This window comes from Kitasatospora sp. NPDC028055, assembly GCF_040637885.1.
In the GTDB taxonomy this organism is placed as follows: Bacteria; Actinomycetota; Actinomycetes; order Streptomycetales; family Streptomycetaceae; genus Kitasatospora.
In genome coordinates this window covers 14,155-40,010 of sequence record NZ_JBEZXE010000066.1, presented here as the reverse complement: position 1 = coordinate 40,010, position 25,856 = coordinate 14,155, and the positions used below count along the sequence as shown (strand labels likewise).

20 protein-coding genes are annotated in these 25,856 nt (G+C 72.1%); 13 read left to right on the top strand and 7 right to left on the bottom strand.

What is annotated here, in order from left to right:
• Positions 1-201: 201 nt before the first annotated feature.
• Positions 202-3,348: an isoleucine--tRNA ligase gene (ileS, locus tag AB0F71_RS36630; RefSeq protein ID WP_360244468.1), complete on the bottom strand. Its 3,147-nt coding sequence runs from the start codon at positions 3,346-3,348 to the stop codon at positions 202-204.
• Positions 3,349-3,984: 636 nt separating this feature from the next.
• On the opposite strand from ileS, the gene AB0F71_RS36625 reads away from it, so the two are divergent.
• From AB0F71_RS36625 to AB0F71_RS36610, 4 genes are all read left to right on the top strand, one after another.
• A complete protein-coding gene (locus AB0F71_RS36625) occupies positions 3,985-4,452 on the top strand; it encodes a TraR/DksA family transcriptional regulator (RefSeq protein WP_360244465.1) in 468 nt (155 codons plus the stop codon).
• Positions 4,453-4,598: 146 nt separating this feature from the next.
• Positions 4,599-5,270, top strand: a complete 672-nt coding sequence (lspA, locus tag AB0F71_RS36620) for a signal peptidase II (RefSeq protein WP_360244477.1) — start codon at positions 4,599-4,601, stop codon at positions 5,268-5,270.
• A gap of 67 nt (positions 5,271-5,337) precedes the next feature.
• Positions 5,338-6,276 (top strand): RluA family pseudouridine synthase, encoded by a 939-nt coding sequence (locus tag AB0F71_RS36615; RefSeq protein WP_360244462.1) that lies wholly within the window; start codon positions 5,338-5,340, stop codon positions 6,274-6,276.
• A gap of 1 nt (position 6,277) precedes the next feature.
• Entirely contained in the window at positions 6,278-6,745 is a 468-nt protein-coding gene (locus tag AB0F71_RS36610) for a GNAT family N-acetyltransferase (protein ID WP_360244459.1), read from the top strand.
• A 68-nt stretch (positions 6,746-6,813) separates the two neighbouring features.
• Here the strand turns inward: AB0F71_RS36610 and AB0F71_RS36605 are convergent, their stop codons facing one another.
• Positions 6,814-7,833 (bottom strand): mechanosensitive ion channel domain-containing protein, encoded by a 1,020-nt coding sequence (locus AB0F71_RS36605; RefSeq protein WP_360244456.1) that lies wholly within the window; start codon positions 7,831-7,833, stop codon positions 6,814-6,816.
• A gap of 127 nt (positions 7,834-7,960) precedes the next feature.
• On the opposite strand from AB0F71_RS36605, the gene AB0F71_RS36600 reads away from it, so the two are divergent.
• Together AB0F71_RS36600 and AB0F71_RS36595 are read left to right on the top strand one after the other, a co-directional pair.
• Positions 7,961-10,834, top strand: a complete 2,874-nt coding sequence (locus AB0F71_RS36600) for an alpha/beta fold hydrolase (protein WP_360244453.1) — start codon at positions 7,961-7,963, stop codon at positions 10,832-10,834.
• Complete coding sequence (locus AB0F71_RS36595; RefSeq protein WP_360244450.1) at positions 10,831-11,721, top strand: ABC transporter permease; 891 nt, start codon at positions 10,831-10,833, stop codon at positions 11,719-11,721. Before AB0F71_RS36600 ends, AB0F71_RS36595 begins: the two co-directional genes overlap by 4 nt.
• A 53-nt stretch (positions 11,722-11,774) precedes the next feature.
• Here AB0F71_RS36595 and AB0F71_RS36590 read toward each other — a convergent pair whose 3' ends face one another.
• Positions 11,775-12,392 (bottom strand): TetR/AcrR family transcriptional regulator, encoded by a 618-nt coding sequence (locus AB0F71_RS36590; protein WP_360244447.1) that lies wholly within the window; start codon positions 12,390-12,392, stop codon positions 11,775-11,777.
• A gap of 107 nt (positions 12,393-12,499) precedes the next feature.
• The gene (locus tag AB0F71_RS36585; RefSeq protein WP_360244444.1) at positions 12,500-13,747 is read right to left on the bottom strand and encodes an MFS transporter; all 1,248 of its coding nucleotides are present in this window, start codon (positions 13,745-13,747) and stop codon (positions 12,500-12,502) included.
• A 158-nt stretch (positions 13,748-13,905) separates the two neighbouring features.
• Here AB0F71_RS36585 and AB0F71_RS36580 point away from each other — a divergent pair, with 158 nt between their 5' ends.
• From AB0F71_RS36580 to AB0F71_RS36570, 3 genes are all read left to right on the top strand, one after another.
• Positions 13,906-14,283 (top strand): ArsR family transcriptional regulator, encoded by a 378-nt coding sequence (locus AB0F71_RS36580; RefSeq protein ID WP_360244474.1) that lies wholly within the window; start codon positions 13,906-13,908, stop codon positions 14,281-14,283.
• Between the two features lie 83 nt (positions 14,284-14,366).
• Complete coding sequence (locus AB0F71_RS36575) at positions 14,367-14,945, top strand: dienelactone hydrolase family protein (protein WP_360244441.1); 579 nt, start codon at positions 14,367-14,369, stop codon at positions 14,943-14,945.
• 107 nt (positions 14,946-15,052) lie between these two features.
• Positions 15,053-15,811: an HAD family hydrolase gene (locus tag AB0F71_RS36570; RefSeq protein ID WP_360244438.1), complete on the top strand. Its 759-nt coding sequence runs from the start codon at positions 15,053-15,055 to the stop codon at positions 15,809-15,811.
• A 35-nt stretch (positions 15,812-15,846) separates the two neighbouring features.
• On the opposite strand, the gene AB0F71_RS36565 is transcribed toward AB0F71_RS36570, so the two are convergent.
• Positions 15,847-16,293, bottom strand: coding sequence for an Lrp/AsnC family transcriptional regulator (locus AB0F71_RS36565; RefSeq protein ID WP_360244435.1), 447 nt, complete (start codon positions 16,291-16,293; stop codon positions 15,847-15,849).
• A gap of 93 nt (positions 16,294-16,386) precedes the next feature.
• On the opposite strand from AB0F71_RS36565, the gene AB0F71_RS36560 reads away from it, so the two are divergent.
• Together AB0F71_RS36560 and AB0F71_RS36555 are read left to right on the top strand one after the other, a co-directional pair.
• The gene (locus tag AB0F71_RS36560) at positions 16,387-17,202 is read left to right on the top strand and encodes an LLM class flavin-dependent oxidoreductase (RefSeq protein ID WP_360244432.1); all 816 of its coding nucleotides are present in this window, start codon (positions 16,387-16,389) and stop codon (positions 17,200-17,202) included.
• The gene (locus tag AB0F71_RS36555; protein WP_360244429.1) at positions 17,199-17,636 is read left to right on the top strand and encodes a nucleoside deaminase; all 438 of its coding nucleotides are present in this window, start codon (positions 17,199-17,201) and stop codon (positions 17,634-17,636) included. The genes AB0F71_RS36560 and AB0F71_RS36555 overlap by 4 nt, the downstream gene beginning before the upstream one ends.
• Positions 17,637-17,719: 83 nt before the next feature.
• On the opposite strand, the gene AB0F71_RS36550 is transcribed toward AB0F71_RS36555, so the two are convergent.
• Positions 17,720-19,831 carry a transglycosylase domain-containing protein gene (locus tag AB0F71_RS36550; protein WP_360244426.1) on the bottom strand — a complete coding sequence of 704 codons (2,112 nt, stop codon included), beginning with the start codon at positions 19,829-19,831 and terminating at the stop codon, positions 17,720-17,722.
• A 567-nt stretch (positions 19,832-20,398) separates the two neighbouring features.
• On the opposite strand from AB0F71_RS36550, the gene dnaE reads away from it, so the two are divergent.
• Entirely contained in the window at positions 20,399-23,932 is a 3,534-nt protein-coding gene (gene dnaE, locus AB0F71_RS36545) for a DNA polymerase III subunit alpha (protein WP_360244423.1), read from the top strand.
• A gap of 27 nt (positions 23,933-23,959) precedes the next feature.
• Here dnaE and AB0F71_RS36540 read toward each other — a convergent pair whose 3' ends face one another.
• On the bottom strand, positions 23,960-24,847 hold the full coding sequence (locus AB0F71_RS36540) for a LysR family transcriptional regulator (protein WP_360244420.1): 888 nt from the start codon (positions 24,845-24,847) through the stop codon (positions 23,960-23,962).
• Between the two features lie 72 nt (positions 24,848-24,919).
• Between AB0F71_RS36540 and AB0F71_RS36535 the strand changes: the two genes are divergently transcribed.
• The gene (locus AB0F71_RS36535) at positions 24,920-25,807 is read left to right on the top strand and encodes a dihydrodipicolinate synthase family protein (protein WP_360244417.1); all 888 of its coding nucleotides are present in this window, start codon (positions 24,920-24,922) and stop codon (positions 25,805-25,807) included.
• Positions 25,808-25,856 lie beyond the last annotated feature (49 nt).

Genomic DNA, 25,856 nt, shown 5'->3' with positions numbered 1-25,856 from the left:
CCGTTGGCGGTCTGAAAATCACCCGTCACGCCCCTCTCCGCACCCACCCCCTCCACCGCCCCCTCCCGCAGCGCGTCCCTCTCGCCTGGGGTGGGGGAGGGGGAGGTGGGTGGGTGCTGTGGGTGGGTTGGTGCGGGTTGGGGGTGGGTGGGGGGATGCCTACGGCCCCCGGCGGGGCGCCGGGGGCCGTAGGGGTGGGGGTCAGGCCTTGCGGAGTTGGAAGGCGAGGCCGAGGGAGTCGTCGGTGAAGGTGTCGGAGGTCCAGTCGGCTGCGCCGGCGGCGAAGTCGGTGGCGAGGACCTCGTCGGCGACGAGGGGGCCGTGTTCGGCGATGGCTTCGGCGGTTTCTTCGGAGGTGGCGCGCCAGCGGAGGATGATGCGGTCGGCGACGTCCAGGCCGGAGTTCTTGCGGGCCTCCTGGATCTGGCGGATGGCGTCGCGGGCGATGCCGAGGCGCTTGAGTTCGGGGGTGATGGCCAGGTCGAGGGCGACGGTGGCGCCGGACTCGTTGGCGACGGCCCAGCCCTCGCGGGGGGTCTCGGTGATGATGACCTCGTCGGGGGAGAGGGTGATCGGCTCACCGTTGAGGTCGACGCTGGTCTCGCCGGTGGCGCGCAGTTCGGCGGCGAGGCGGGCGGCGTCGGTGGCGGCGACCGCCTTGGCGACGTCCTGCACGCCCTTGCCGAAACGCTTGCCCAGGGCGCGGAAGTTGGCCTTGGCGGTGGTGTCGACGAGTGAGACGCCGCCCGCCCCGGACGGGGACAACCCAGTGAGGGATTCGAGGGTGGCGACGTTGAGCTCCTCGGCGATCTGCGCGCGCAGGTCGGCGGGCAGCTCCTCCCAGCCCTGGGCGGCGACCAGCGCGCGGGAGAGCGGCTGACGGGTCTTCACGCCGGACTCGGCGCGGGTGGCCCGGCCGAGCTCGACCAGGCGGCGGACAAGGGCCATGTGGCGGGAGAGGTCGGCGTCGATCAGGGTCTCGTCGGCCTCGGGCCAGGTGGCCAGGTGGACGGAGGACGGGGCCTGGGGGTCGGTGGGGACGACGAGGTCCTGCCAGACCCGTTCGGTGATGAACGGGGTGAGCGGGGCCATCAGGCGGGTGACGGTCTCCAGCGCCTCGTGCAGGGTGGCGAGCGCGGCGGCGTCGCCCTGCCAGAAGCGGCGGCGGCCGCGGCGGACGTACCAGTTGGAGAGGTCGTCGACGAAGCCGGAGAGCAGCTTGCCGGCGCGCTGGGTGTCGTAGGCCTCGAAGGCCGCGTCGACCTCGCGGACCAGGGTGTTCAGCTCGGAGAGCACCCAGCGGTCCAGCTGCGGGCGGTCGGCCGGGGCCGGGTCGGCCGCGGAGGGCGCCCAGTTGGAGGTGCGGGCGTACAGGGCCTGGAAGGCGACGGTGTTCCAGTAGGTGAGGAGGGTCTTGCGGACCACCTCCTGGATGGTGCCGTGGCCGACCCGGCGGGCCGACCAGGGCGAGCCGCCGGCCGCCATGAACCAGCGGACGGCGTCGGCGCCGTGCTGGTCCATCAGCGGGATCGGCTGCAGGATGTTGCCCAGGTGCTTGGACATCTTGCGGCCGTCCTCGGCCAGGATGTGGCCCAGGCAGACGACGTTCTCGTAGCTGTTCTTGTCGAACACCAGGGTGCCGACCGCCATCAGCGTGTAGAACCAGCCACGGGTCTGGTCGATCGCCTCGGAGATGAACTGCGCCGGGTAGCGCTTCTCGAACAGCTCCTTGTTCTGGTACGGGTAGCCGTACTGGGCGAAGGGCATCGAGCCCGAGTCGTACCAGGCGTCGATGACCTCGGGCACGCGGGTCGCGGTGCCGCCGCAGTCGCGGCAGGCGAAGGTGACCGCGTCGATGTACGGGCGGTGCGGGTCGAGGCCGCTCTGGTCGGTGCCGGTGAGCTCGGACAGTTCGGCCAGCGAGCCGACGCAGGTGAGGTGGTTCTCCTCGCAGCGCCAGATCGGCAGCGGGGTGCCCCAGTAGCGGTTGCGGCTGAGCGCCCAGTCGATGTTGTTGTTCAGCCAGTCGCCGAAACGGCCGTGCTTGACCGTCTCCGGGAACCAGTTGGTGGCCTCGTTCTCGCGGATCAGCGCGTCCTTGACGGCGGTGGTCCGGATGTACCAGGACGGCTGCGCGTAGTAGAGCAGCGCGGTGTGGCAGCGCCAGCAGTGCGGGTAGCTGTGCTCGTACGGCAGGTGGCGGAAGAGCAGGCCGCGCTCCTTGAGGTCCGCGACCAGGGCCTCGTCGGCCTTCTTGAAGAACTGGCCGCCGACCAGCGGGACCTCGGGGGCGAAGGTGCCGTCGGCCAGCACCGGGTTGACCACCGGCAGGCCGTACTTGCGGCAGGTCGCGAGGTCGTCCGCGCCGAAGGCGGGGGACTGGTGGACGATGCCGGTGCCGTCCTCGGTGGTGACGTAGTCGGCGTTGAGGACGTAGTGGGCGTCCTCGATCTCGACCAGGTCGAAGGGGCGGCGGTAGGCCCAGCGCTCCATCTCGGCACCGGTGAAGGACTCGCCGGTGGTCTCCCAGCCCTCGCCGAGGGCCTTGGCGAGCAGCGGCTCGGCGACGACCAGCTGCTCGGTGCCGTCGGTGGCCACCACGTAGGTGACCTCCGGGTGCACGGCGGCGGCGGTGTTGGAGACCAGGGTCCACGGGGTGGTGGTCCAGACCAGCAGGGCGGCCCGGCCGGCGAGGGGGCCGCTGGTCAGCGGGAAGCGGACGAACACCGAGGGGTCGACGACGGTCTCGTAGCCCTGGGCCAGTTCGTGGTCGGACAGGCCGGTGCCGCAGCGGGGGCACCAGGGGGCGACGCGGTGGTCCTGGACGAGCAGGCCCTTGTCGAAGATCTGCTTGAGCGACCACCAGACGGACTGGACGTAGGAGGGGTCCATCGTCCGGTAGGCCTCGTCGAGGTCGACCCAGTACCCCATGCGGGTGGTCAGCTCGGCGAAGGCGTCGGTGTGGCGGGTCACCGAGTCGCGGCACTTGGCGTTGAACTCGGCGATGCCGTAGGCCTCGATGTCCTGCTTGCCGGAGAAGCCGAGCTCCTTCTCGACGGCCAGCTCGACCGGGAGGCCGTGGCAGTCCCAGCCGGCCTTGCGGGCGACGTGGTAGCCCTTCATGGTCCGGTACCGGGGGAAGACGTCCTTGAAGACGCGGGCCTCGATGTGGTGGGCCCCGGGCATGCCGTTGGCGGTCGGCGGACCCTCGTAGAACACCCACTCGGGGCGCCCCTCGGACTGCTCCAGGCTGCGCTGGAAGACCTTGTTGTCCTGCCAGAACGAGAGGATCTGGTGTTCGAGGGCGGGGAGATCGACCTGTGCGGGGACGGGGTTGTAGGAGCTCATCGCGGGTGTCTACCTCCGGCGGATGCTGGGACTGAATCCTCCGGAGGGACGAGACGGCCTTCGCCGACCCGCGGTACCACCCTCCTTGGCCGCGGTGGTGCGGTGCGGCCCTCTTGTTTGGGGTTGCTGCCGGGTCTAGTGGGCCGCTGGGTGGCGGCCGTTCTTCCGGCGGCTCCGGGGTGATCTTCCCGCCGTGCACACCCCCGGGCTCGCACCGTCCCCGGGTCGCTGGTGGCTGCGTACGTCGGTACTCGTCCCATCTGCGCCTTGCAGGGCCAGTGTATCGGCCGGGCGAGACGGTTTGTCCAAGGGGATTCGGGGGAGCGGGTACCGAGGGGCCCATCCGGGCTGGTCGGCGGGGGCGGTTAGGCGGGGGTGAGGTGGGCACAAGTCTGTCAGCGCGCGGGGCGTGGCGGCTGGGGCGGCTGCCTGGGTGGGATCATCCTGAGGCGCCGGTATGTCATGTTGTGACCGGTTTTGATCGGGATTATCGTTCCGGCACTGGAAGCCGCCGGGAACCGGCGGCTCGATTCGTTCGTAGATGGGGTCGAAGCCATGGCTGAGAAAGCAACCGGCGCGGGTACCGCCACCAAGCGGGCACGCAAGGCCGTGGCGGCCGATCCAGGGGAGGGGACCGTGACCACTACCGCACCTCAGAACACCAGCACCGACACCGTCACCGTGCCGCGCGGCGCGGAGGCGGTCGACCCGGCCACGCTGCCCGTCCGGCCCGGCGAGGACCCCTGGACCTCGGAGGAGGTCCACGAACTGCACGACGAGCTGATCAACGACCTGGAGCGGCTGCGCGGCGAGATCGACGCCGCCGACGCCGCCATCGCCGGCCTGATGCGCGACTCCAACGACGGAGCGGGCGACGACCAGGTGGACGCCGGTACGAAGAACATCTCGCGGGAGAGCGAGCTGGCGCTCGCCAACAACGCGCGGGACAGCCTCGCCCAGACCGAGCGCGCGCTGGAGCGGCTGGAGGGCGTCGGCTTCGGCACCTGCGAGTCCTGCGGGCAGGCCATCGGCAAGGCCCGGATGCAGGCCTTCCCCCGGGCCACGCTCTGCGTGCAGTGCAAGGCCAAGCAGGAACGCCGCTGAGGAAGTCCGCCGACCGGACCGGCGGGCCGGGCGACCGGGGCGACGCGGGGGGTCGGGCTTGCCGTACGCTCGACCCCGTAACCTCGCCTGACCCGTCGGTACGGACGCGTTCAGGCCCTCATCGGCTCACATCGGCAGCGGAGCGGATCATCAGTACGCAAGGTTCCCCCCAGACCCGGGACGAGGCCGTCCCGAACCCCGCCGATGGCGTGGAGGTGGCCGTGGCCGAGTCCAGCGGGCCCGCGGGCGGCGAGTCGGCTCCCGGCGGTGACACTACGGTCGCCGGTGGTGCCACGGCGGTGGAGAAGCCCAAGGGCCCGCGCCGGATCGGGGTGCTGCTGGTCGTCGCCGTCCTCGCGTTCCTGATCGACCTGGCCAGCAAGCTGCTGGTCGTCGCCAAGCTGGAGAACCACGCGGCGATCAAGGTGATCGGTGACGTCGTCACGCTCCAGGTGATCCGCAACTCCGGCGCCGCCTTCGGCATGGGCCAGGCGCTGACCGTGGTCTTCACCATGATCGCCTCCGCCGTCATCCTGGTGATCTGGCGGATCGCCCGCCGGCTGTACAGCCTCCCGTGGGCGATCGCGCTCGGGCTGCTGCTCGGCGGCGCCCTCGGCAATCTCACCGACCGGCTGTTCCGCGCGCCGGGCGTCTTCCGCGGCCACGTCGTGGACTTCATCTCGGTCCAGCACTTCGCGGTCTTCAACCTCGCCGACTCGGCGATCGTCTGCGGCGGCATCCTCGTGGTGCTGCTCTCCTTCCGCGGCAGCAACCCGGACGGGACCGTCCACCAGCAGGCGGAGAAGAGCGGGAAGTAGCCCTCCGGCCGCTGCCCGGAGCAGCGAGCGGGAAGGGGCGCGGCGGGTTTCCGGCATACTCGTACGGGTGAGTACCGCAGCGCAGATCCGCAGCCTCCCCGTTCCCGACGGCCTGGAGGGCGAGCGTCTCGACGCCGCCCTCGCCCGGATGTTCGGCTTCTCCCGGACCAAGGCCGCGGAGCTGGCCGCCGACGGCAAGGTGACGCTCGACGGCGCCGTGGCCGGTAAGTCGGACCGGGTGACCGCCGGTTCCTGGCTTGAGGTCGAGATCCCCGCCCCCGCCGCCCCGGTGCAGATCGTGGCCGAGCCGGTCGAGGGCATGCGGATCGTCCACGACGACGACGACATCGTGCTGATCGACAAGCCGGTCGGCGTCGCCGCGCACCCGAGCCCCGGCTGGACCGGCCCCACCGTCATCGGCGGACTCGCCGCGGCCGGCTACCGGATCTCCACCTCCGGCGCCGCCGAGCGCCAGGGCATCGTGCACCGGCTGGACGTCGGCACCTCGGGCCTGATGGTCGTCGCCAAGTCCGAGCGGGCCTACACCGACCTCAAGCGGCAGTTCCACGACCGGATCACCGACAAGCGCTACCACACGCTGGTCCAGGGCCACCCGGACCCGCTGAGCGGCACCGTCGACGCGCCGATCGGGCGCCACCCCAGCTCGGACTGGAAGTGGGCGGTGACCCGCGACGGCAAGCCGTCCGTCACCCACTACGACCTGATCGAGGCGTACCGGGCGGCCTCCCTGATGGCGATCAAGCTGGAGACCGGCCGCACCCACCAGATCCGCGTCCACATGTCGGCGCTGCGCCACCCCTGCGTCGGCGACCTGACGTACGGCGCCGACCCGACGCTGGCCAAGCGGCTGGGGCTGACCCGGCAGTGGCTGCACGCCGTCTCGCTCGGCTTCGAGCACCCCTCGGACGGGCAGTGGGTCGAGTTCAGCAGCGAGTACCCGGCCGACCTGCAGAAGGCGCTGGACATCATCGCGGCGGAGAGCTGAGATGACCGTCTCGGTACGGGTCCGGGTCGCGGAGGGCGAGGCGGACCTGGAGCTGGTCCGGGCGATCCGGCGCGAGGTGTTCGTGGTCGAGCAGAACGTGCCGGAGGAGCTGGAGTACGACGCGTACGACGCGACCTCGGTGCACGTGCTGGCCGTGGGCGCGGACGGGGCCGGGCTCGGGACCGGGCGGCTGATCTTCGGTGCCGAGGCGCTGGAGCTGACCGGGGGTGTCGAGGGCCGGGTGCTGCTCGGGCGGCTCGCGGTGGTGGCGGCGGCGCGGGGGACGGGGCTCGGGGCGGACCTCGTCCGGGCGATCGAGGCGGCCGGGCGTGAGCGCGGGGCCGTCGAGGTCGAGCTGCACGCGCAGGTGCAGGCGCTCGGGTTCTACGAGCGGCTGGGGTACGCGGCGGAGGGGCCGGTGTACGAGGACGCCGGGATTCCGCACCGGACGATGACGAAGGCGATCTGAGGGCGGTTCGTGCGAGTCCCCGTGTCCCGGAAGGGGCGCGGGGATTCGTGTTTGGAGGGCGTGCGGGGTCAGTCGGGGGTGGTGCGGAGGCGGGGGAGGGCGTGGGGGTGCTCGTCTCGCAGGTGGGCGATGAGCTGTTCGCGGATGTCGAAGCGGAGTTGGGCGGCGTCGTCGGGGGTGCGGGCGGTCATGGTGGCGCGGACGAGGATGGTGCTGGGGGTGGTGTCGGTGACGACGAGGGCCCACTCCTCGCCGTCCCAGCGGGGGTGCCGCTCCAGCAGGGTGTGCAGGGTGGCGCGGAGCTCGTCGACCCGGGTGGTGTGGTCGAGGTGGAGCAGGACGGCGGCGAGCAGGCCGGGGTCGCGGCGGGTCCAGTTCTCGAAGGGCTTGTTGACGAAGTAGGAGACCGGGACGACCAGTCGGCGGTAGTCCCAGAGCCGGACCACCAGGTAGGAGAGGGTGATCTCCTCGACGGTGCCCTGCTGGCCGTCCACCACCACGGTGTCGCCGATTCGGACGGTGTCGCCGAAGGCGATCTGCAGGCCGGCGAAGAAGTTGCCCAGGGTGCTCTGGGCGGCGATGCCGGCCACGATGCCGATCAGGCCGGCCGAGGCGAGCAGGCTGGCGCCGACGGTGCGCATCGCGGAGAAGGTCAGCAGCATCACGGCGAGGGTGACCACGACGATCACCGCGCTGACCACCCGGCGCAGCATGCCGATCTGGGTGCGCACCCGCTGCACCCGGGCCGGGTCGTCGGAGACCGTCTCGTACCGGCGGAGCAGCGCCTCCAGGGCGGCGGCCGCCACCCGGACGGTGAGCCAGCCGAGGGAGGCGATCAGGAGCAGCAGGAGCAGGTGGCGGGAGCCCTCGTCCGCGGTCCGGTGGAAGATCCGTCTCAGCGGGTTGGCGGCGAGCAACAGGGCTGAGACGACGGCGAGTTGGAGCGGGATCCGGCAGCGGCGGAGCAGTGCCCAGACCGGGGCCTCCGGGTGGCCGGCGCTGATCCGCTGGAGGGCCTGGTCGACGGTCCAGCCGACCGCGAGGGTGGCGGCGACGGTGGCGAGCAGGGTGATCAGCGGCCAGAGCACGGGGACCTTCTCGATGGGGGAGAGGCGGGTGAGCCGTACGATACCGGCGTTTAGCGGGTGGAACCGGACGAAAAGGGGTGGTGGCTTTATCGGGCGCCTACCCCGGCGGCGGATACGATCAGCCCCCATGGAGCTCGGTGGGGCATGGCGTCGATGGCGCGGACGGGGAACGTCGGTGCGGCGCAGGCTGCTCGCCGGGGCGGTGGCCCTGGTGGCGGTCGCCGGGGTGGGCACGGTGGCGGTGGCGTCCGACGGCGAGCAGTCGGTCCGTGAGGAGGATCGTTTCCTCAGCATGCCGGAGACGCCCGGCAGCACCCAGCAGGTCCAGTTGGACACCTCCTTCTTCACCACCGGCAGCGCCCCGCGACCCGCCGTCCTGCTCGCGCACGGCTTCGGCGGCTCCAAGGAGGGCGAACGGGACCGCGCCCAGCAGTTGGCCCGGCAGGGCTACGCGGTGCTGACCTGGTCCGCGCGCGGTTTCGGGCACTCCGGCGGGAAGATCGGGCTGAACGCGCCCGACCGGGAGGTCGAGGACGTCAAGCACCTGGTGGACTGGCTCGCCCAGCGGCCCGAGGTGAAGCTGGACGGGCCCGGCGACCCCAGGGTCGGGATCACCGGGGCCTCGTACGGCGGGGCGATCTCGCTGCTGGCCTCGGCCTACGACCACCGGATCGACGCGGTGGCCACCCAGATCACCTGGTGGAACCTGGCCGACGCGCTGTTCCCCCAGGGGGTGCAGGGCTCGGGCGCGGCGGACGGCGTGTTCAAGAAGCTGTGGGCCGGGATCTTCTTCACCACCGGCTCGGCCGGGGACCTCGGGCCCTCGGGCGGTGCGCCGCGCAGTGGGGCCACCACCGGGAGCGGGAGCGGGGCCGAGCCGGGTGCCGCCCCGGGTGCGGCCCCGGCCGACGGGCAGGTGGGCTGCGGGCGGTTCCTGGACTCGCTGTGCCAGATGTACGACCGGGTGGCGACCGCCGGGCACGCCGATCCGGAGGCCGTCGCGCTGCTGGACAGGTCCAGCCCGTCCTCGGTGGCGGCGCAGCTCAAGGCCCCCACCCTGGTGGTGCAGGGGCAGCAGGACTCGCTGTTCCCGCTCGACCAGGGCGACCGGATCGCCCGGGCCGTCGCCGCCAACGGCGCGCCCGTCTCGGTGGACTGGTTCGCGGGCGGGCACGACGGCGGGACGGACACCAGCGCCCGGGTGGACGACCGGGTCACCGCCTGGTTCGACCACTACCTCAAGGGGCGCGGCAACGACACCGGGCCGCAGTTCCGGGTGACCCGGACCGGCGGGGTCGACTCGACCGGCTTCCAGGCCGTGCTGCGCGGCGCCGACGCCGACCGGTACCCGGGGCTCGGCGGGACGGGCACCCGCTCCGTCGAGCTGACCGGCGGGGAGAAGCCCGTCGCCAACCCGCCCGGCGGGGCGCCGCCGGGAATCTCGACGCTGCCGGGGATCGGCGCGCTGAGCCAGGCGGCCTCGCTCGGGGCCGGGCTCTCACTGGACTTCCCCGGGCAGAACGCCGCCTTCGAATCCGCGCCGCTGGAGAAGTCGCTGCACCTGACCGGGCAGCCGACCGTACCGGTGCGGGTGAAGGCCGACCGGCCGGACGCGGTGCTGTTCGCCAAGCTGTACGACGTCGGGCCGGACGGCAAGGCGGTGCTGCCGCAGCAGTTGGCGGCCCCGCTGCGGGTGACCGGCGCGGACGCGGACGGCGGGAGGACGGTGACCGTCCAACTGCCCGCGGTGGACCACGACTTCCCGGCCGGGCACCGGCTGCGGCTGGTGCTGGCGGCCACCGACCTGGCGTACGCCTCGCCGGCCGAACCGGCGACCTACCGGGTGGCGGTGGCCGGGGCGCTCGCCGCGCCGACCGTCGAGGAGCTGGTCACCGAGGCGGCGCCGCTGCCCGCGCGGACCTGGCTGCTGCCGGTGGTCGCCGTGGTGGTGGCCGCCGGGCTGGTGCTGGTGCCGTTGTTGCGGCGGCGCCTGGCGGCCGGTCGGCTGTCGGGGTCGTCTGGGCCGTCGGGGTCGTCGGGGCCGTCGGGGCCGTGGGGGCCGGAGTTCGATCCGGAGCTGGCCGGGGTGCCGCTGCGCATCAGCGGCCTGAGCAAGCGCTACAAGGGTTCCCAGGATCGTTACGCGGTACGGGAGTTGGGCTTCCGGGTGGAGCAGGGCCAGGTGCTCGGCCTGCTCGGTCCGAACGGGGCGGGCAAGACCACCACGCTGCGCATGCTGATGGGACTGATCCGGCCCGACGCCGGGGAAGTCCGGGTCTTCGGGCACCTGATCCGCCCCGGGGCGCCGGTGCTCTCGCGGGTCGGCGCCTTCGTGGAGGGCGCGGGCTTCCTGCCCCACCTCACCGGGCGGGCCAACCTGCGGCTGTACTGGCAGGCCACCGGGCGCCCGGAGGCCGACGCCCGCTTCGACGAGGCGCTGGCGATCGCCGGGCTCGGCGAGGCGCTGGACCGCGCGGTGCGGACGTACTCCCAGGGCATGCGCCAGCGGCTCGCCATCGCGCAGGCGATGCTCGGGATGCCGGACCTGCTGATCCTGGACGAGCCGACCAACGGGCTGGACCCGCCGCAGATCCGCGAGATGCGCGAGGTGATGATCCGGTACGCGGCCGCCGGCCGGACCGTCATCGTGTCCAGCCACCTGCTGGCCGAGGTCGAGCAGAGCTGCACCGACCTGGTGGTGATGGACCGCGGGCGGCTGGTCACGGCCGGGCCGGTCGGCGAGATCATCGGCGCGGGTGAGCTGCTGATGATCGGCGTGGCCGCGGGCTGCGACCCGGAGTCGGTGGTCGAGAAGGTGGGAGCCCTGGCCGGGGTCGGCTCGGCGGAGGCCGTCGCGGGCGGGCTGCTGGTCCGGCTGGACGGGCTCGCCGCGAGCGAGCTGCTGGCGGAGCTGGTGCGGCTGGGGGTGCCGGTGGAGAGCGCCGGACCGCAGCGGCGCCTGGAGGACGCGTTCCTGTCGTTGATCGGAGGTGCGGCGTGAGCGCCGGTACTACGGATCGGGTCCCGGCCGGGGCCGGGCCCGTCCCGACGGACCATGCGCAGGGGTACCGGGCGAGCCGGACCCTGCCGCTGCGGGTCGAGGCGATGCGGCAGCTGCGCCGGCGCCGCACGATGGTGATCGGCGGGGTGCTGGCCGCGATGCCGTTCGTCATCCTGGCGGCGTTCCAGATCGGCGGCACCCCCGGGCGCCCCGACCGGACCACCTTCATCGACCTGGCCACCGCCTCGGGCGCCAACTTCGCCGTCACCATGCTGTTCGTCGGCACCGGCTTCATGCTGGTGATCCCCGTCGCGCTGTTCTGCGGGGACACCGTGGCCTCCGAGGCCAGCTGGTCCTCGCTGCGCTACCTGCTGGCCGCGCCGGTGCCGCGGGCGCGGCTGCTGGTGCGCAAGTTCGCGGTCGGGCTGGCGTTCTCGGCGGTCGCGATCGTCATGCTGCCCGCGATCGGACTGGTCGTGGGCACGGTGGCGTACGGGTGGGGGGACCTCAAGCTGCCCGCCGGGGCCAGCCTGCCGGCCGGGGAGGCACTGCCCCGGATCGCGATCGCGGTGGCGTTCGTGTTCCTGAGCGAGCTGGTGATCGCGGCGCTGGCGTTCTGGCTGTCGACGGCGACGGACGCGCCGCTGGGGGCGGTCGGCGGGGCGGTGTTCCTGTCGATCATCACCGGGGTGCTGGACGCCGTCACGGCCCTGGGCGACCTGCGGGAGTGGCTGCCGGCGCACTGGCAGTACGCCTGGGCGGACGCCCTGCAGCCGCAGTTGGAGTGGGGCGGCATGGTGCAGGGGGTGTCGTTGTCGCTGTCGTACGCGGTGGTGCTGTTGGCGCTGGCGTTCCGGGGGTTCGCCCGCAAGGACGTGGTGTCGTAGCCGGGTTCGGCCGGTGGGGCGTTCGGTTCAGCCGGGTGTCGGGGTTCGGGGCGTCAGGGGCAGGGGAGCGCGGGGGCCGGGGTGCCGGACAGGGCGTCGAAGAGGAGGCGCCACAGCGGCTCCCCGCCGGGGGTGCGGGTGCCGGTCACGTCCCCTTCGGCGCCCTCCGTACGGGTGTTCAGCAGTCCGCGGATGACGGTCAGCAGCAACTCGGCCACCAGGGAAGCATTGTGGGCGGGGAAGCCGCTGTCCCGCTGGGCCCGGCGGACCAGGTCGGTCAGCGAGACGTGCATCTCGGCGAGGACGTCGTCGGGGGAGTTCGCCAGGTCGGGGCAGTCCGCGGCGAGCCGGAGCGCGGCGCGCAGCCGGAGGTCGGAGCGCAGCCGGTCGGCGAGGGCGACCATGATGCCTTCGAGGGCCCCGGCGGGGTCGGCGCCCGGGGTGTCGTACTCGGTCCGCAGGCTCGCCCAGGTGCTCCGGGACTCCTGGATCAGGGCCCGGGCCAGCGAGGCCTTCGAGGGGAAGTGGCCGTAGAGCGCGCCCTTGGTCATACCGATGCGGTCGGCCACGGTGTTCAGTGTGGTGCTCTCGTAGCCCTGGGCGGCGAAGATCTCGGCCGCCGCCGTCAGGACCTTCTCCCTTGTGCGGCGCGCCCGTTCCTGCTGTGCCATGCCACTGCCCTCCCTCGTCGCGACAGCCCATACATACCATCGGGATGGAATGTTGTTGCAAAGCTTCCTCCATGGGAGGGGGTGCTCCGGGAGTGCCTCCCGGACCGTCAGGCCGGGTCGGTCACCCCGCGCCCGGTGGCGAGGACCAGCAGGCCGCCGAGGACGGCCAGGCCCAGCAGGACGGCGCCGAAGACCGTGGCGCCGGTGGTCAGGCCCACCGCGTCGCTGAGGAATCCGGCCGAGACGGGCAGCAGGCCGGCCGGGAGGTAACCGCCCACGTTGAGCGCGGCGTTGGCCTCGGCGAGGCGCTGCGGCGCAACCCCGCTGTTCAGCAGTGACAGGCCGCCGAGCTGGCCCGCGCCCTGGCCGGCGCCGGCCAGCAGGGCGGCGAGGACCAGCGCCGCCGGGCTCCCGGTGTGCACGGCGGTGACCAGGGCGGCCATGCCCAGTGCGGTCGCCGCCGCACCGGCCGTCAGGATGCCGCGACGGCGCAGCCGCTGGACGGCGAACTGCACCCCGGTCGCGGCGAGGAACATCACGAAGGCCATCGCCCCGGCGACGATCCGGTTGGTGCTGCCGAGCAGGCCGGACAGCAGCGAGGGGCCCAGCGAGAGCACGAACGAGGTCGCGGTGATGCCCGGTGCGAACACCGCGATGCCGAGGGCGAGTCGGCGGCCGTTGCCGCGCGGGACCCCGGGCACCCGGATCCAGGGGCCGCGGCCGCGGGAGTCCGGGCGGGGCACCGGCATCCGCAGCACGACCAGCACCGCGGCGGCCAGCAGCACGGCCTCGACCGCGAAGACGGTACCGGTCGGCGCGGGGGCCAGCTCGGAGAGCAGGCCGGCGAGCAGCGGGCCGAGTCCGGCGCCGAAGACCATCGCGCAGGAGGCGAGCAGGGCGGCGGTCCGCCTGCGCTCCGGCCCGGCGACGTCGGTCACCGCGGCCATTCCGGCCGAGACGACGGCGCCGACCGCGATGCCGGTGAACAGCCGCGCCACGATCAGTGCGGCGACGCTGGTGGCGGTGCCGAAGACCAGGCAGGCGGCGAGGGCGAGCGCCAGGGCGGGCAGCAGGACGGGCTTGCGGCCGATCCGGTCGGAGAGCACGCCGGAGACCAGCAGCGAGCCGATCAGGCCGGCGATGTAGCACGCGAACACCACGGTGAGGGTGCCCTTGGAGAAGCCGATGTCGTGCTGCCACAGCCCGTACAGCGGGGTGGCGGCGTTGGACAGGACGAAGACGGCGGTGACCGGCCAGGCGGCGAGCCAGATCCACCATCGGGGGGCGGGTGGGGCCGGGGCGGTGGCGGGTGGGTTGGGGGTGGTGGCGGCCGGGGTGGTCCTGGTTGCGGGCATGACGGGTCCCTCCCGAGGCGGGCTGCGGGGCTCCGCAGCTGTACGAGTTGAGTCGAACTTAGCATCCAGTACGATTGGAGTCGTACTGAAATCCGGGATCGCCTCGCGGGCCGTCGGGCCGGTGGAGTCGAGGAGTTGAGGAGTTGAGGACCGTGCCGATGCCGACGAGCGCCGCTGCCGCACCCGCCGTCAAGGTGCTCCCCGAGCCGTCCGGCCTGCCCGAACCGCTGCCCGAGCCGAGCCGCGACGAGCTGCGGCTGGAGACCGTGCTGGGCGCGCTCAGCGACCCGTTGCGACTGACGATCGTGCGCAAGCTCCTGCTGGAGTCCGAGGACTACGACCACTCCTGCGGCTGGTTCGGCCTCGACCGGCCCAAGTCCTCGCTCACCCACCACTTCAAGGCGCTGCGCGAGGCGGGGGTCACGCGCCAGCGGCAGTACGGGCTGGAGCGCCGCAGCCATGTGCGGGTCGAGGACCTCGACGCCCGCTTCCCGGGGCTGCTCGCGCTGGTGGCGGCCTGGAGCCCGCAGGGCTGACGGGCCTCGTGGTGAGGGGTTCGCCGCCGGGTGCGGGATCATGGGTGGGTATCCCTGAACTCGTTCGTCGAAGGACCCGAACCGTGGCCCAGATCGTCCTCTTCCACTCCGCCCACGGCCTGAGCCCGGCCGTACGGGCCGCCGCCGACCGGCTGCGCGCCGCCGGGCACACCGTGCACACGCCGGACCTGTTCGAAGGGCGCACCTTCGACGACAACGAGGCCTCCCAGGCGTACCAGGAGGAGATCGGCGGCGGCGACGAACTGCTCCGGCGCGCGGTCGCGGCCTCCGCCCCGCTCTCCGAGGGCGGGCTGGTGTACGCCGGGTTCTCGCTCGGCGGCGCGATCGCGCAGAACCTGGCGCTGGCGGACGAGAAGGCGCGCGGGCTGCTGCTCCTGCACGGCACCTCGGACCTGCGCGAGGACGCGGTGACCTCCGTCCCCGTCCAGCTGCACATGGCGGAGCCGGACCCGTTCGAGCCGGAGGACTGGCTGAACGCCTGGTACCTGCGGATGCTGCGGGCGGGCGCGGAGGTCGAGGTGCACCGCTACCAGGGCGCCGGGCACCAGTTCACCGACCCGGACCTGGACGACTACGACGCGGAGGCCGCCGAGCGGGCCTGGGCGGCGGCGCTGGACTTCCTGGCGGACCTGGAGGCGTAGCGCCGGTCGCGGACGGACGCTCGCGGACGGACGGTCGCGGACGGCCGGGGGCGCCCGGGCTCCGGTGGCGGTGCGGCCACGATCCGTCCGGTGGATATCATCCGGTAATGGCTGAACTTCGCTCCCGCACGGTGGTTTTCGACATAGACGGCACGCTCTGCTTCGACGGGCGGACGATCGACCGGCGCATCCTGGACGCGATCGGGGAGTGCGAGCGGGCCGGGTTCCGGCTGGTGTTCGCCTCCGCGCGACCGGTGCGGGACCTGCTGCCGGTGCTCGGCGGGGCGTTCCCCGGTGCGGTGCTGATCGGCGGGAACGGCAGCCTGGTGTCCGTCGACGGGCGGGTGGAGGCCCGGGCCGCGTTCCGGGCCGCCGGGTTCGGGGCGCTGATGGAGGCGGTCGGGCGGCACGGGGCGACGTATCTCGCGGACGGGCCCTGGGACTACGCGTACACCGGGCCGGCGGACCACCCGATCCGCGGCCGGGTGGACCAGGGCGGGCTGGCCCGGCGGGTCGAGCTGGCCGAACTGCCCGAGGTGGTCAAGTTCCTGGTCGTCGGCGGCGCCGACCCGGCCGGGCTGGCCGAGGTCGGCCGGGGGCTCGGACTGACCGTCAACCACCACCTGGACGAGGCGATCATCGACTTCGCGCCGGGGGCGACGAACAAGTGGGAGGCGCTGCGGTCGCTGGGGATCGCGGAGTACGTCGCCTTCGGCAACGACATCAACGACCTCGACCTGCTGCGGAACGCGGAGCGGTCCGTACGGGTCGGTGCGCACGCCGGGCTGGACGGGGTCGCGCAGGTGACGGTCCCCGCCGAGCCGGCGGCGGTGGCGGCGGAGATCGGCCGGGTGGCGGTCGGCTGACCGTTCGCCGCGGTTGCTGTTGCGGGCGGGTGCGGTCAGGGGCGGGCCGGGCCGCGGCGGGGGAGGGTCTGGCTGTAGACGACGCTGGTGGTGGTGGAGCCGAAGCCGGCCAGCGAGTCGATCAGGGTCTCCAGGTGTTCCATGGAGGTCGCGGCCACCTTGAGGGTGTAGCAGTCGTCGCCGGTGGTGCGCAGGCACTCCAGGATCTCGCGGCGCACCGAGAGCAGGTCGTGCAGCGGCTGGTGGCGGTTGCCCGGGTACTTGAGGCGGACCACGGCGAGCACCGGGTAGCCGACCTTGGAGAGGTCGACGCTGGCGTGGTAGCCGGTGATCACGCCCAGCGACTCCAGGTTCCGCACCCGCTCGGTGGTGGCGGACGGGCTGAGGTTGACCCGGCGGCCCAGTTCGCTGAGCGAGATCCGGGCCTCCTGCTGGAGCTGGTCGATGATCGCCCAGTCGGTGTCGTCGAGGTTCACGGCCATTCCGCGATTCTACCGGGGGATTCGCGGCCGGGGGCCGGTTCTGCCGTGATCATCGGGTTCCCCGCCGGATGCGGCCGGGAATAGCCTCATGGCATGCAACTAGGCGTCAACGTACCGAACTTCGGGCCGGGGACCGACCCCGGCATGCTGCGCGACTGGGCGCGGGTGGTGGAGGGCCTCGGGTTCGACCTGCTGATGGTGTCGGACCACGTCGCCGTGACGGCGGACGTGGCCGAACGCTACCCGGAGCCCTTCTACGACCCCTTCGCCACGCTGTCCTGGCTGGCGGGGGTGAGCGACGGGCGGATGCGGCTGGGCACCACCGTCCTGGTGATGCCGTACCGGCACCCGCTGCTGGTGGCCCGGATGGCCACCAGCCTGCACCGGCTCAGCGGCGGGCGCTTCGTGCTCGGCGTCGGAGTCGGCTGGGCGCGGCAGGAGTTCGAGGCGCTCGGGGTGCCGTTCGGGGCGCGGGGGCGGCTCACGGACGAGTACCTGCGCGCGGTGCGGGACGCGTGGGCGAAGCAGGGGGAGGGCGCCGCCGCCCCGGTCTGGGTCGGCGGCCACAGCGGGGCGGCGATTCGGCGGGTGACCGAGCTCGGCGACGCCTGGCACCCGCTGCGGCTGCCGCTGGCCCGGATGCGGTCGGTGGTGACCAGCCACCAACTGCCGGGCTTCGCCCCGCGGATCGCGCTGCGGCTGACCGACGGGCCGCTCGACGACCCGGACCGGCCCGCCGGGGTCGGCAGCCTGGCCCAGGTCGTCGACGACCTGCGGGAACTGCGCCGACTCGGCGCGGAGGCCGTGGTGTTGGACCCGTACCATGCGGACCCGGAGGAGACCCGCCACCCCGAGACGGCGTGGCGCGCCCTGACGGCCGTGGCCGAGGAATGGAGGAGGACGGCGTGATCACGACTGCCGACGAGGCGCTGCTGCGGCGCGTGATCGGAATCGCGGCCCGGGCCGTGGAGTCGGGCGACGCACCGTACGGCTCGCTGCTCGCCGGGGCGGACGGGACGGTGCTCGCCGAGGCGCACAACACCGTCCGGCGGGACGACGACATCACGGCGCACCCGGAGTTGAAGCTCGCCCGGTGGGCAGCCCGGGAGTTGGACGAGGGGGCGGCCGCCCGTACCACCCTGTACACCAGCTGCCAGCCCTGCGGGATGTGCACGGGTGCGCTGGTCCGGTCGGGGATCGGGCGGGTCGTGTACGCGCTCGCGACCGAGCAGTTGGTGGAGCTCAATCCGGCGTCCGGGGCCTGGCCGGTGGTGGCGCAGGAGGGGCCGGCGCTGTTCGAGGAGGCGCGGGTGCCGATCGAGCTGTACTACCGGGGGGACTGAGGACGGGTCGCCGGCCGGTCGAGCCGGCGGCCCCTCGGGGAGTGAGGGGCCGCCGGGGTGGGGGTGCGGTCGGCCGGCAGCGGTCAGTTGTCGTCGGACGGGGCGCCGGTCCGGGAGCCGGACGGAGGGCCGGACGGCGGGGTCGTGCCCGTCCCGGTGCTGCTCGGGTCGGGCTTCGGCGGGGCCGGGTCGGGGATGTCGGCCATCGGGAGGGACTGCTTGGGCGTGCCGCGCAGGGCGTCGTTCATGGCGTCCCGCCAGATCGGACCCGGGCCGTCGGCGCCGAACACCTCGGTGTGGAAGTCGCCGTTGATGGTGATGTTGCGCATCTCGACACCGCCGGCCGGGCCGCCCAGCCAGACCGCGGTGGCCAGCTGCGGGGTGTAACCGTTGAACCAGGCGGCCTTCTTGTGGTCCGAGGTGCCGGTCTTGCCCGCGATCTGCCGACCGTCCTTCAGGTTGAGCGCGGCACCGGTGCCCTTGTTCTCGGTCACCCCGTTCAGGACGGTGTTCATCGCCCGGGCCGTCGAGTCGGAGAACACCTTCTCGCAGTGGCCGGGCGGGGCGGGGACGTCCTTGCCCTCCACCGTGGTGATCCTGGTGATGGCGACCGGGTCGCAGTGGGTGCCCTCGGCGGCGAAGGTCGCGTAGACGTTCGCCATGGTCAGCGGGCTCATCTCCTCGACGCCCAGTGCCATCGCCGGGACCTCCTCCAGCGGCTTGCCGCTGGCCTTGGTGGTGATGCCGAACTTGTTGGCCATCTGCTTGACCGCGCAGAGGCCGATGTCCTGCTCCATCTGCACGAAGTAGGTGTTGACCGAGAGGGCCATCGCCATCTTGAGCTGGTACGGGCCCTTCTCGTTCACGGACTCGTTGGGCACCACCGTCCTGGGGTGGCCGTCGTTGCGCCAGGTCCCCTCGCAGGTCTTCATCGTCGGGTACTCGAGCTTGTTCGGCGCCGAGTACTCCTGGGTCGGCGGCAGGCCTGCCTCCAGGGCCGCGGCCGCGACGATCGGCTTGAACGTGGAGCCGGGCTGGAAGCCGGTGCCGCCGCCCATCGCCTGGTCGACGTTGAGGTTGACGACGGTCTGGTTCTTGGTCGTGTCCAGGCCGTACGGGCGGGTCTGGGCCATGGCGACGATCTTGCCCGTCCCGGGCTCGACCATGGTGGCGGCGGCGGAGACGGTGTCGGTGACCTTCACGTTGCCGCTCACCGCGTTCTGGGCGGCGGCCTGCTTGTCCGGGTCCATCGTGGTGTAGATGTTCAGGCCGCCCTTGTCCCAGAACTTCTTCCGGTCCTCGGCGGTCTTGCCGAACACCGGGTCCTGCTTGACCACGTGGCGGACGTAGTCGCAGAAGAAGCCCATGCCGGCCTTGGCGGTGATGCAGCCGTTCTGCGGGTCCTTGTACTTGAGGCCCAGCGGGGCGGCCTTCGCCTCGGCCGCCTGGTCGGCGGTGATGTGCTTGTTCTCCAGCATCTTGTCGATGACGGTGTCCCGGCGCTTCTGCGCGGCCACCGGGTGCAGCTTCGGGTCGTACTGGGAGGGGTTCTGCACCAGGCCGGCGAGGGTGGCGGCCTCGGCGACGGTCAGGTCCTTGTTGCTCTTGGAGAAGTAGCGCTGGGAGGCGGCCTCCACGCCGTAGGCGCCGTTCCCGTAGAAGGTGATGTTGAGGTAGTTGGTGAGGATCTGCTCCTTCGGCAGTTCCTCGTCCAGCTTGATCGCGATCTTGAGTTCCTGGATCTTGCGGCCCAGGGTCTTGCGCTGCGCCTCCTTGACGGCGTCCTTGTTCTCGCCGGCGTTCTCCACGTTGACGTTCTTGACGTACTGCTGGGTGAGGGTGGAGGCGCCCTCGGCGGCGGTGCCCTTCTCCGCGTTCTTGCCGAGCGCGCGCAGGACGCCCTTGAGGTCGACGGCGCCGTGCTCGTAGAAGCGGGCGTCCTCGATGTCCACCTGGGCGTGCCGCATGTACGGCGACATCTGGTCGGCGGTGAGGACGGTGCGGTCGCGCTCGTAGACCTTCGCGATCAGACCGCCCTTGGCGTCGAAGATCTGGGTGGCCTGGGTGAGCGGCGGGGTCTTGAAGTCGTCGGGAATGTCGTCGAAGCCTTCCGCGGTGCTCTTGGCGGTCAGCCCGACGCCTCCGGCGACCGGCAGCACCAGGCCCGCCAGCAGCACGCCGGACACGACGCTCACACCCACGAAGGTCGCACCGAGACGGGCCAGCCGGAGCGGCGACCTGCGGGCCGGCCGGGTATCGGCGGTATCGGCACGGTCGGAGGAATTTCGTATCGGCGGGAGTTTCGATTCCATTCCGGAATGCTAACCGTCGGTCCTCGCTGGGCGAACGACTTTTCGGCCGGGACTGTCACGGCCTTGCAACAGATGGGCGCCGGGCCTTCGAGAAGGAGAATCGCATACGAACTCAATGAATTCGGGGGAATTATTCGCTACGTACTCGAATCGACTCACCCGGCGGTGCGGCCCTCCCCTCCCCGTGACCCCTCCCACCACCCTGATGCGGTGGCAGCGGCGAAACGTTGCGCCGCAGGACGATCCGGGGGAGGAAACGGCGCTCCGCGCAGGCGCCGGGGTGGCCCTCTCCAGGGGCGGGCGGGCTAGAGTGGACGGGTGAACGCGTGAGTGACGGTCCGGACCCCGAGAGGCGTTCCGGGCCACCTCCATTTCCAGGGCTTTCTCCCCCTGTGACCTGCGCGTTCGCCGGCCCGCCAGATCAGCACCAGAGCCTCCGGAGGCCCCGCCTTGAGCGATCAGCCGTTCGCGCATCTGCACGTTCACACCGAGTACTCGATGCTGGACGGTGCCGCCCGGCTGAAGCAGATGTTCAAGGAGGTCGAGCGGCTGGGGCAGACCCACGTCGCGATGACCGACCACGGGAACATGTACGGCGCCGCCGAGTTCCACAAGCAGGCGACCGAGGCCGGGATCACCCCGGTGATCGGGATCGAGGCGTACGTCGCCCCCGAGTCCCGCTCCAACACCAAGCGCATCCTGTGGGGCCAGCCGCACCAGAAGCGGGACGACGTCTCCGCGTCCGGCGCGTACACCCACAAGACCATCTGGGCCCGGAACAAGGAGGGCCTGCACAACCTCTTCAAGCTGACCTCGCGCTCCTACTCCGAGGGCTGGCTGGTGAAGTGGCCCCGGATGGACAAGGAGCTGATCTCCGAGCTGTCCGGCGGCCTGATGGCCACCACCGGCTGCCCGTCCGGCGAGGTGCAGACCCGGCTGCGGCTGGGGCAGTTCGAGGAGGCACTCAAGTCCGCGGCCGACTACCAGGACATCTTCGGCAAGGAGAACTACTTCCTGGAGCTGATGGACCACGGCCTGGAGATCGAGAAGCGGGTCCGCGACGGGCTGCTGGAGATCAGCCGGAAGCTGGACATCCCGCCGGTGGTCACCAACGACTCGCACTACACCACCGAGGCCGACGCCGGCGCCCACGACCTGCTGCTCTGCGTGCAGACCGGCAAGAACCTCTCGGACCCGGACCGCTTCCGCTTCGACGGCACCGGCTACTACATCAAGTCCGCCGCCGAGATGTACGCGCTGGACTCCTCGGACGCCTGGCAGGAGGGCTGCCGCAACAGCCAGCTGCTGGTCGCCTCCCGGGTCGACACCGAGGGCATGTTCAAGTTCAAGAACCTGATGCCCCGGTTCCCGATCCCGGAGGGCTTCGAGTCCGAGGCGGACTTCTTCAAGTCCAAGGTCTGGGAGGGCATGGACTGGCGCTTCCCGAACGGGTACGACGAGGAGCACAAGAAGCTCGCCGAGTACGAGATGGACACCATCATCCAGATGGGGTTCCCGGCGTACTTCCTCGTGGTCGCCGACTTCATCATGTGGGCGAAGAGCCAGGGCATCGCGGTGGGCCCGGGCCGCGGTTCGGCGGCCGGTTCGCTGGTCGCCTACGCGATGGGCATCACCGACCTCGACCCGATCCCGCACGGCCTGATCTTCGAGCGCTTCCTCAACCCCGAGCGCATCTCCATGCCCGATGTCGACATCGACTTCGACGAGCGCCGGCGCGGTGACGTGATCCGGTACGTGACGGAGAAATGGGGGTCCGACAAGGTCGCCATGATCGTCACCTACGGCACCATCAAGGCGAAGGCCGCCATCAAGGACTCCTCCCGGGTCCTCGGCTACCCGTACGCGATGGGCGACCGGATCACCAAGGCGATGCCGCCGGACGTCATGGGCAAGGGCATCCCGCTCTCCGGCATCACGGACAGCAGCCACCCCCGCTACAGCGAGGCGGGCGAGATCCGCGCGCTGTACGAGAACGACCCGGACGTCCGGAAGGTCATCGACACCGCGCGCGGCATCGAGGGCCTGATCCGCCAGCCCGGCGTGCACGCGGCCGGCGTCATCATGTCCGCCGAGCCGCTGACCGACCACATCCCGGTCTGGACCCGGCACACCGACGGCGTCACCATCACGCAGTTCGACTACCCCACTTGCGAGGGCCTCGGCCTCCTCAAGATGGACTTCCTCGGCCTGCGCAACCTGACGATCATGGACGACGCCGTCAAGGCGATCGAGAAGAACAAGGGCATCAAGATCAACCTTCTTGAGCTGCCCCTCGACGACAAGCCGACCTACGAACTCCTCGCCCGCGGCGACACGCTCGGCGTCTTCCAGCTCGACGGCGGGCCGATGCGCTCGCTGCTGCGCCTGATGAAGCCCGACAACTTCGAGGACATCTCCGCCGTCCTCGCGCTGTACCGACCGGGCCCGATGGGCGTCAACTCCCACACCAACTACGCGCTGCGCAAGAACGGGCAGCAGGAGATCACCCCGATCCACCCGGAGCTGGAGAAGCCCCTGGAGGAGGTGCTCCGGCCCACCTACGGCCTGATCGTGTACCAGGAGCAGGTGCAGAAGGCCGCGCAGATCCTGGCCGGCTACTCGCTCGGCCAGGCCGACCTGCTGCGCCGCGCGATGGGCAAGAAGAAGAAGGAGATCCTGGAGGCGGAGTTCGTCCCCTTCCAGAAGGGCTGCCGCGAGCGCGGCTACTCCGACGCGGCCATCCAGGCGGTGTGGGACGTCCTCGTCCCCTTCTCCGGCTACGCGTTCAACAAAGCGCACACCGCCGGGTACGGGCTGGTCTCCTACTGGACGGCGTACCTCAAGGCCAACTACCCGGCCGAGTACATGTCCGGGCTGCTCACCTCCGTCAAGGACGACAAGGACAAGTCGGCGGTCTACCTCAACGAGTGCCGCAAGATGGGCATCCAGGTGCTGCCGCCGGACGTCAACGAGTCGGACTCGGACTTCACGCCGCACGGCAGCGACACCGTCCGGTTCGGCCTGACCGCCATCCGCAACGTCGGCGGGCCGGTGGTCGAGTCGATGATCCGCACCCGGAAGGCGAAGGGGAAGTTCAGCTCCTTCCCGGACTTCCTGGAGAAGGTGGAGTCGGTGGTCTGCAACAAGCGGACCGTCGAATCCCTCATCAAGGCCGGGGCGTTCGACTCCCTCGGGCACACCCGCAAGGGCCTGAGCGCCCAGTTCGAGCCGATGATCGACAACGTCGTCGGGGTCAAGCGCAAGGAGGCCGAGGGCCAGTTCGACCTCTTCGGCGGCGACACCGCCTCGGACGAGCCGAGCTTCGGGCTGGACGTAGTGTTCTCCGAGGAGGAGTGGGAGAAGTCCTTCCTGCTCACCCAGGAGCGGGAGATGCTCGGCCTGTACGTCTCCTCGCATCCGCTGCACGGCATCGAGCACGTGCTCGCCGACAAGGCGGACTGCGCGATCGCGGACCTCGCGGAGCGGCCGGACGGGACGATCGTCACCATCGGCGGCATCATCTCGGGCCTCCAGCGGAAGATGACCAAGCAGGGCAACGCCTGGGCGATCGCCACCGTCGAGGACCTGGCGGGCTCGATCGACTGCATGTTCTTCCCGGCCAGCTACCAGCTGGTCTCCTCCCAACTCGTCGAGGACGCCGTGGTGTTCGTGCGCGGCAAGCTGGACAAGCGGGAGGACGTGCCGCGGCTGATGGGCATGGAGCTGTCCGTCCCGGACCTCTCGAACGCCCACGCCGAGGCGCCGATCACCATCAACATCCCGACCGGGAAGGTCACCCCGCCGCTGGTCGCCCGGCTCAGCGAGGTGCTGACCCACCACAAGGGCACGACCGAGGTGCGGGTGCGGCTGGAGGGGCCCACCAAGACCACGGTGCTGCGGCTGGACCGGCACCGGGTGAAGTCCGACCCGGCGCTGTACGGGGACTTGAAGCAGCTGCTCGGGCCGAGCTGCCTGGCGGTCTAGCGGGGAGGCTGGGCGGCGGGGTGTTCGTCAGCCCCCGCTGCCCAGCCCCGGCGGGACGGCCGTGTGGAGGGCCGAGACGAAGGCCGAGATGGCCGGGTGGGAGCCCGCGCCGGCCCGGAAGGCGGCGCGGGTGCGGCGGTACATCGCCAGCCTGGTGAGGACCACGCCGGGCGGGGCCCCGGCGGTGCCCAGGTGGGGGACCAGGGCCACCCCCTGGCCCGCGGCGACCAGCGAGAGCACCGTGGTGAAGTCGTCGATCTGGTGCCGGATCCGGGGTGCGAAGCCCGCCGCCTCGCAGGCGCGGACGGCCATGGTGTGGCAGAGCGTGCCCGGCGGGGAGGTGATCCACGGCGCGCCGCGCTGCTCGGCGAGCACCGCCGGGGTGCGGGCGGCCAGGTACATCGGCTCGGTGAAGACCGGGCGGGTCACGGCCAGGCCCGGTTCCGGGTCGGCCGGGACGAGGTCGTACTCGTGCACCAGCGCCACGTCCAGCTCGCCCGCGCGCAGCGCCGCGCCGACGGCCGCAGGGTCCACCTCGGTGACCATCGGCTCCAGGTCCGGGTGCCAGGAGGCCAGCCCGGCGAGCACCGCCGGGATGATCGCGCGGGCCGCCGAGGGGTAGGTGCCGATCCGCAGCGGACCGGCCAACCCCCGCTTGGCGTGGGCGAGTTCGGCGTCCGCCTGTTCCAGCAGGGCCAGTACGGACTCGGCGTGGCGGACCAGGCCCCGGCCGGCCGGGGTGAGGGTGACCCGCCGCCCGGTGCGCTCCAGCAGTGGGACGCCGGCCTCCTTCTCCAGGACGGACAGCTGCTGGGACACCGCGGAGGCGCTGAACGACAGGGCCTCGGCGACGGCCGCGATGGTGCCGAGGTGGGCGAGTTCGCGCAGCAGGCGCAGTCGTCGGACGTCGAGCATCGGCTCAGCTTACGAGAAGCGTCACACATGTGAACTGGACCCGGGCGATCGACGGGCCGCAGGATCGTCGGTATGGAACTCAAGGGCATCCACGTCCCCCTGGTCACCCCGTTCGCCGCCGACGGCTCCGTCGCCCTCGACGCGCTGGAGAAGCTCGCGCACGAGGTGCTGGACGCCGGGGCGGCCGGCGTGGTCGCGCTCGGCACCACCGGCGAGCCCGCCGCGCTCACCGCCGAGGAGCGGGACGCGGTGGTCGGCGTCGCCGCGGCCGCCTGCGCGGAGCGCGGGGCGCAGCTGACCGTCGGCGCCTCCGGCGGCGACACCCGGGCCGTCGGCGAGGCGCTGGCCGTGCTCGGCGCGCGGGTGCCGGGGGCTGCGGCGCTGGTCACCACGCCCGCCTTCGTCCGGGCCGGCGAGGCCGGGACGGTCGCGCACTTCCGGGCGCTGGCCGCGGGCAGCCCGCTGCCGCTGGTCGTCTACCACATCCCGTACCGCACCGGGCAGCAGCTCTCCACCGCCGCGCTGCGCGAACTGGCCGCGATCGACGGGGTGGTGGGCGTCAAGTACGCGACCGGCGGGCTGGACCAGGCGGCGGCCGAGCTGCTCGCCGACGCCCCGGCCGGGTTCGCCTTCCTCACCGGGGAGGACGCCTTCCTGTCGCCGATGCTGGCGCTGGGCGCGGCGGGCGGCATCCTCGCCTCCGCGCACCTGGCGACCGCCCGCTTCGTCGAGCTGTACGAGGCCTGGCGGGACGGGGACGTGGAGCGGGCCCGGGAGCTGGGGCACCGGCTGACCGGGCTGGCGCTGTCCGCCTTCACGGCCCCGAACCCGACGGTGACCAAGGGCGTGCTGCACGCCCAGGGCCGGATCCCGACCCCGGACGTACGGCTGCCGCTGCTGCCGGCCGGGGAGGCGGAGGTCGCGGCCGCGCTGGCCCTCGCCAATGGTCTGGACCACTGAGGGCCGGCCGGGCCCCCTCTCACACCGTGGAATACCAGGTCGCCCCACC

What these genes read in the sequence shown, in the direction of transcription:
- AB0F71_RS36535 (WP_360244417.1), top strand. Translation starts at nt 24,920, where the DNA reads ATGGAACTCAAGGGCATCCACGTCCCCCTGGTCACCCCGTTCGCCGCC.
- AB0F71_RS36570 (WP_360244438.1), top strand. Translation starts at nt 15,053, where the DNA reads ATGGCTGAACTTCGCTCCCGCACGGTGGTTTTCGACATAGACGGCACG.
- AB0F71_RS36560 (WP_360244432.1), top strand. Translation starts at nt 16,387, where the DNA reads ATGCAACTAGGCGTCAACGTACCGAACTTCGGGCCGGGGACCGACCCC.
- AB0F71_RS36540 (WP_360244420.1), bottom strand. Translation starts at nt 24,847, where the DNA reads ATGCTCGACGTCCGACGACTGCGCCTGCTGCGCGAACTCGCCCACCTC.
- AB0F71_RS36590 (WP_360244447.1), bottom strand. Translation starts at nt 12,392, where the DNA reads ATGGCACAGCAGGAACGGGCGCGCCGCACAAGGGAGAAGGTCCTGACG.
- ileS (WP_360244468.1), bottom strand. Translation starts at nt 3,348, where the DNA reads ATGAGCTCCTACAACCCCGTCCCCGCACAGGTCGATCTCCCCGCCCTC.
- AB0F71_RS36610 (WP_360244459.1), top strand. Translation starts at nt 6,278, where the DNA reads ATGACCGTCTCGGTACGGGTCCGGGTCGCGGAGGGCGAGGCGGACCTG.
- AB0F71_RS36600 (WP_360244453.1), top strand. Translation starts at nt 7,961, where the DNA reads ATGGAGCTCGGTGGGGCATGGCGTCGATGGCGCGGACGGGGAACGTCG.
- AB0F71_RS36585 (WP_360244444.1), bottom strand. Translation starts at nt 13,747, where the DNA reads ATGCCCGCAACCAGGACCACCCCGGCCGCCACCACCCCCAACCCACCC.
- AB0F71_RS36565 (WP_360244435.1), bottom strand. Translation starts at nt 16,293, where the DNA reads ATGGCCGTGAACCTCGACGACACCGACTGGGCGATCATCGACCAGCTC.
- AB0F71_RS36580 (WP_360244474.1), top strand. Translation starts at nt 13,906, where the DNA reads ATGCCGACGAGCGCCGCTGCCGCACCCGCCGTCAAGGTGCTCCCCGAG.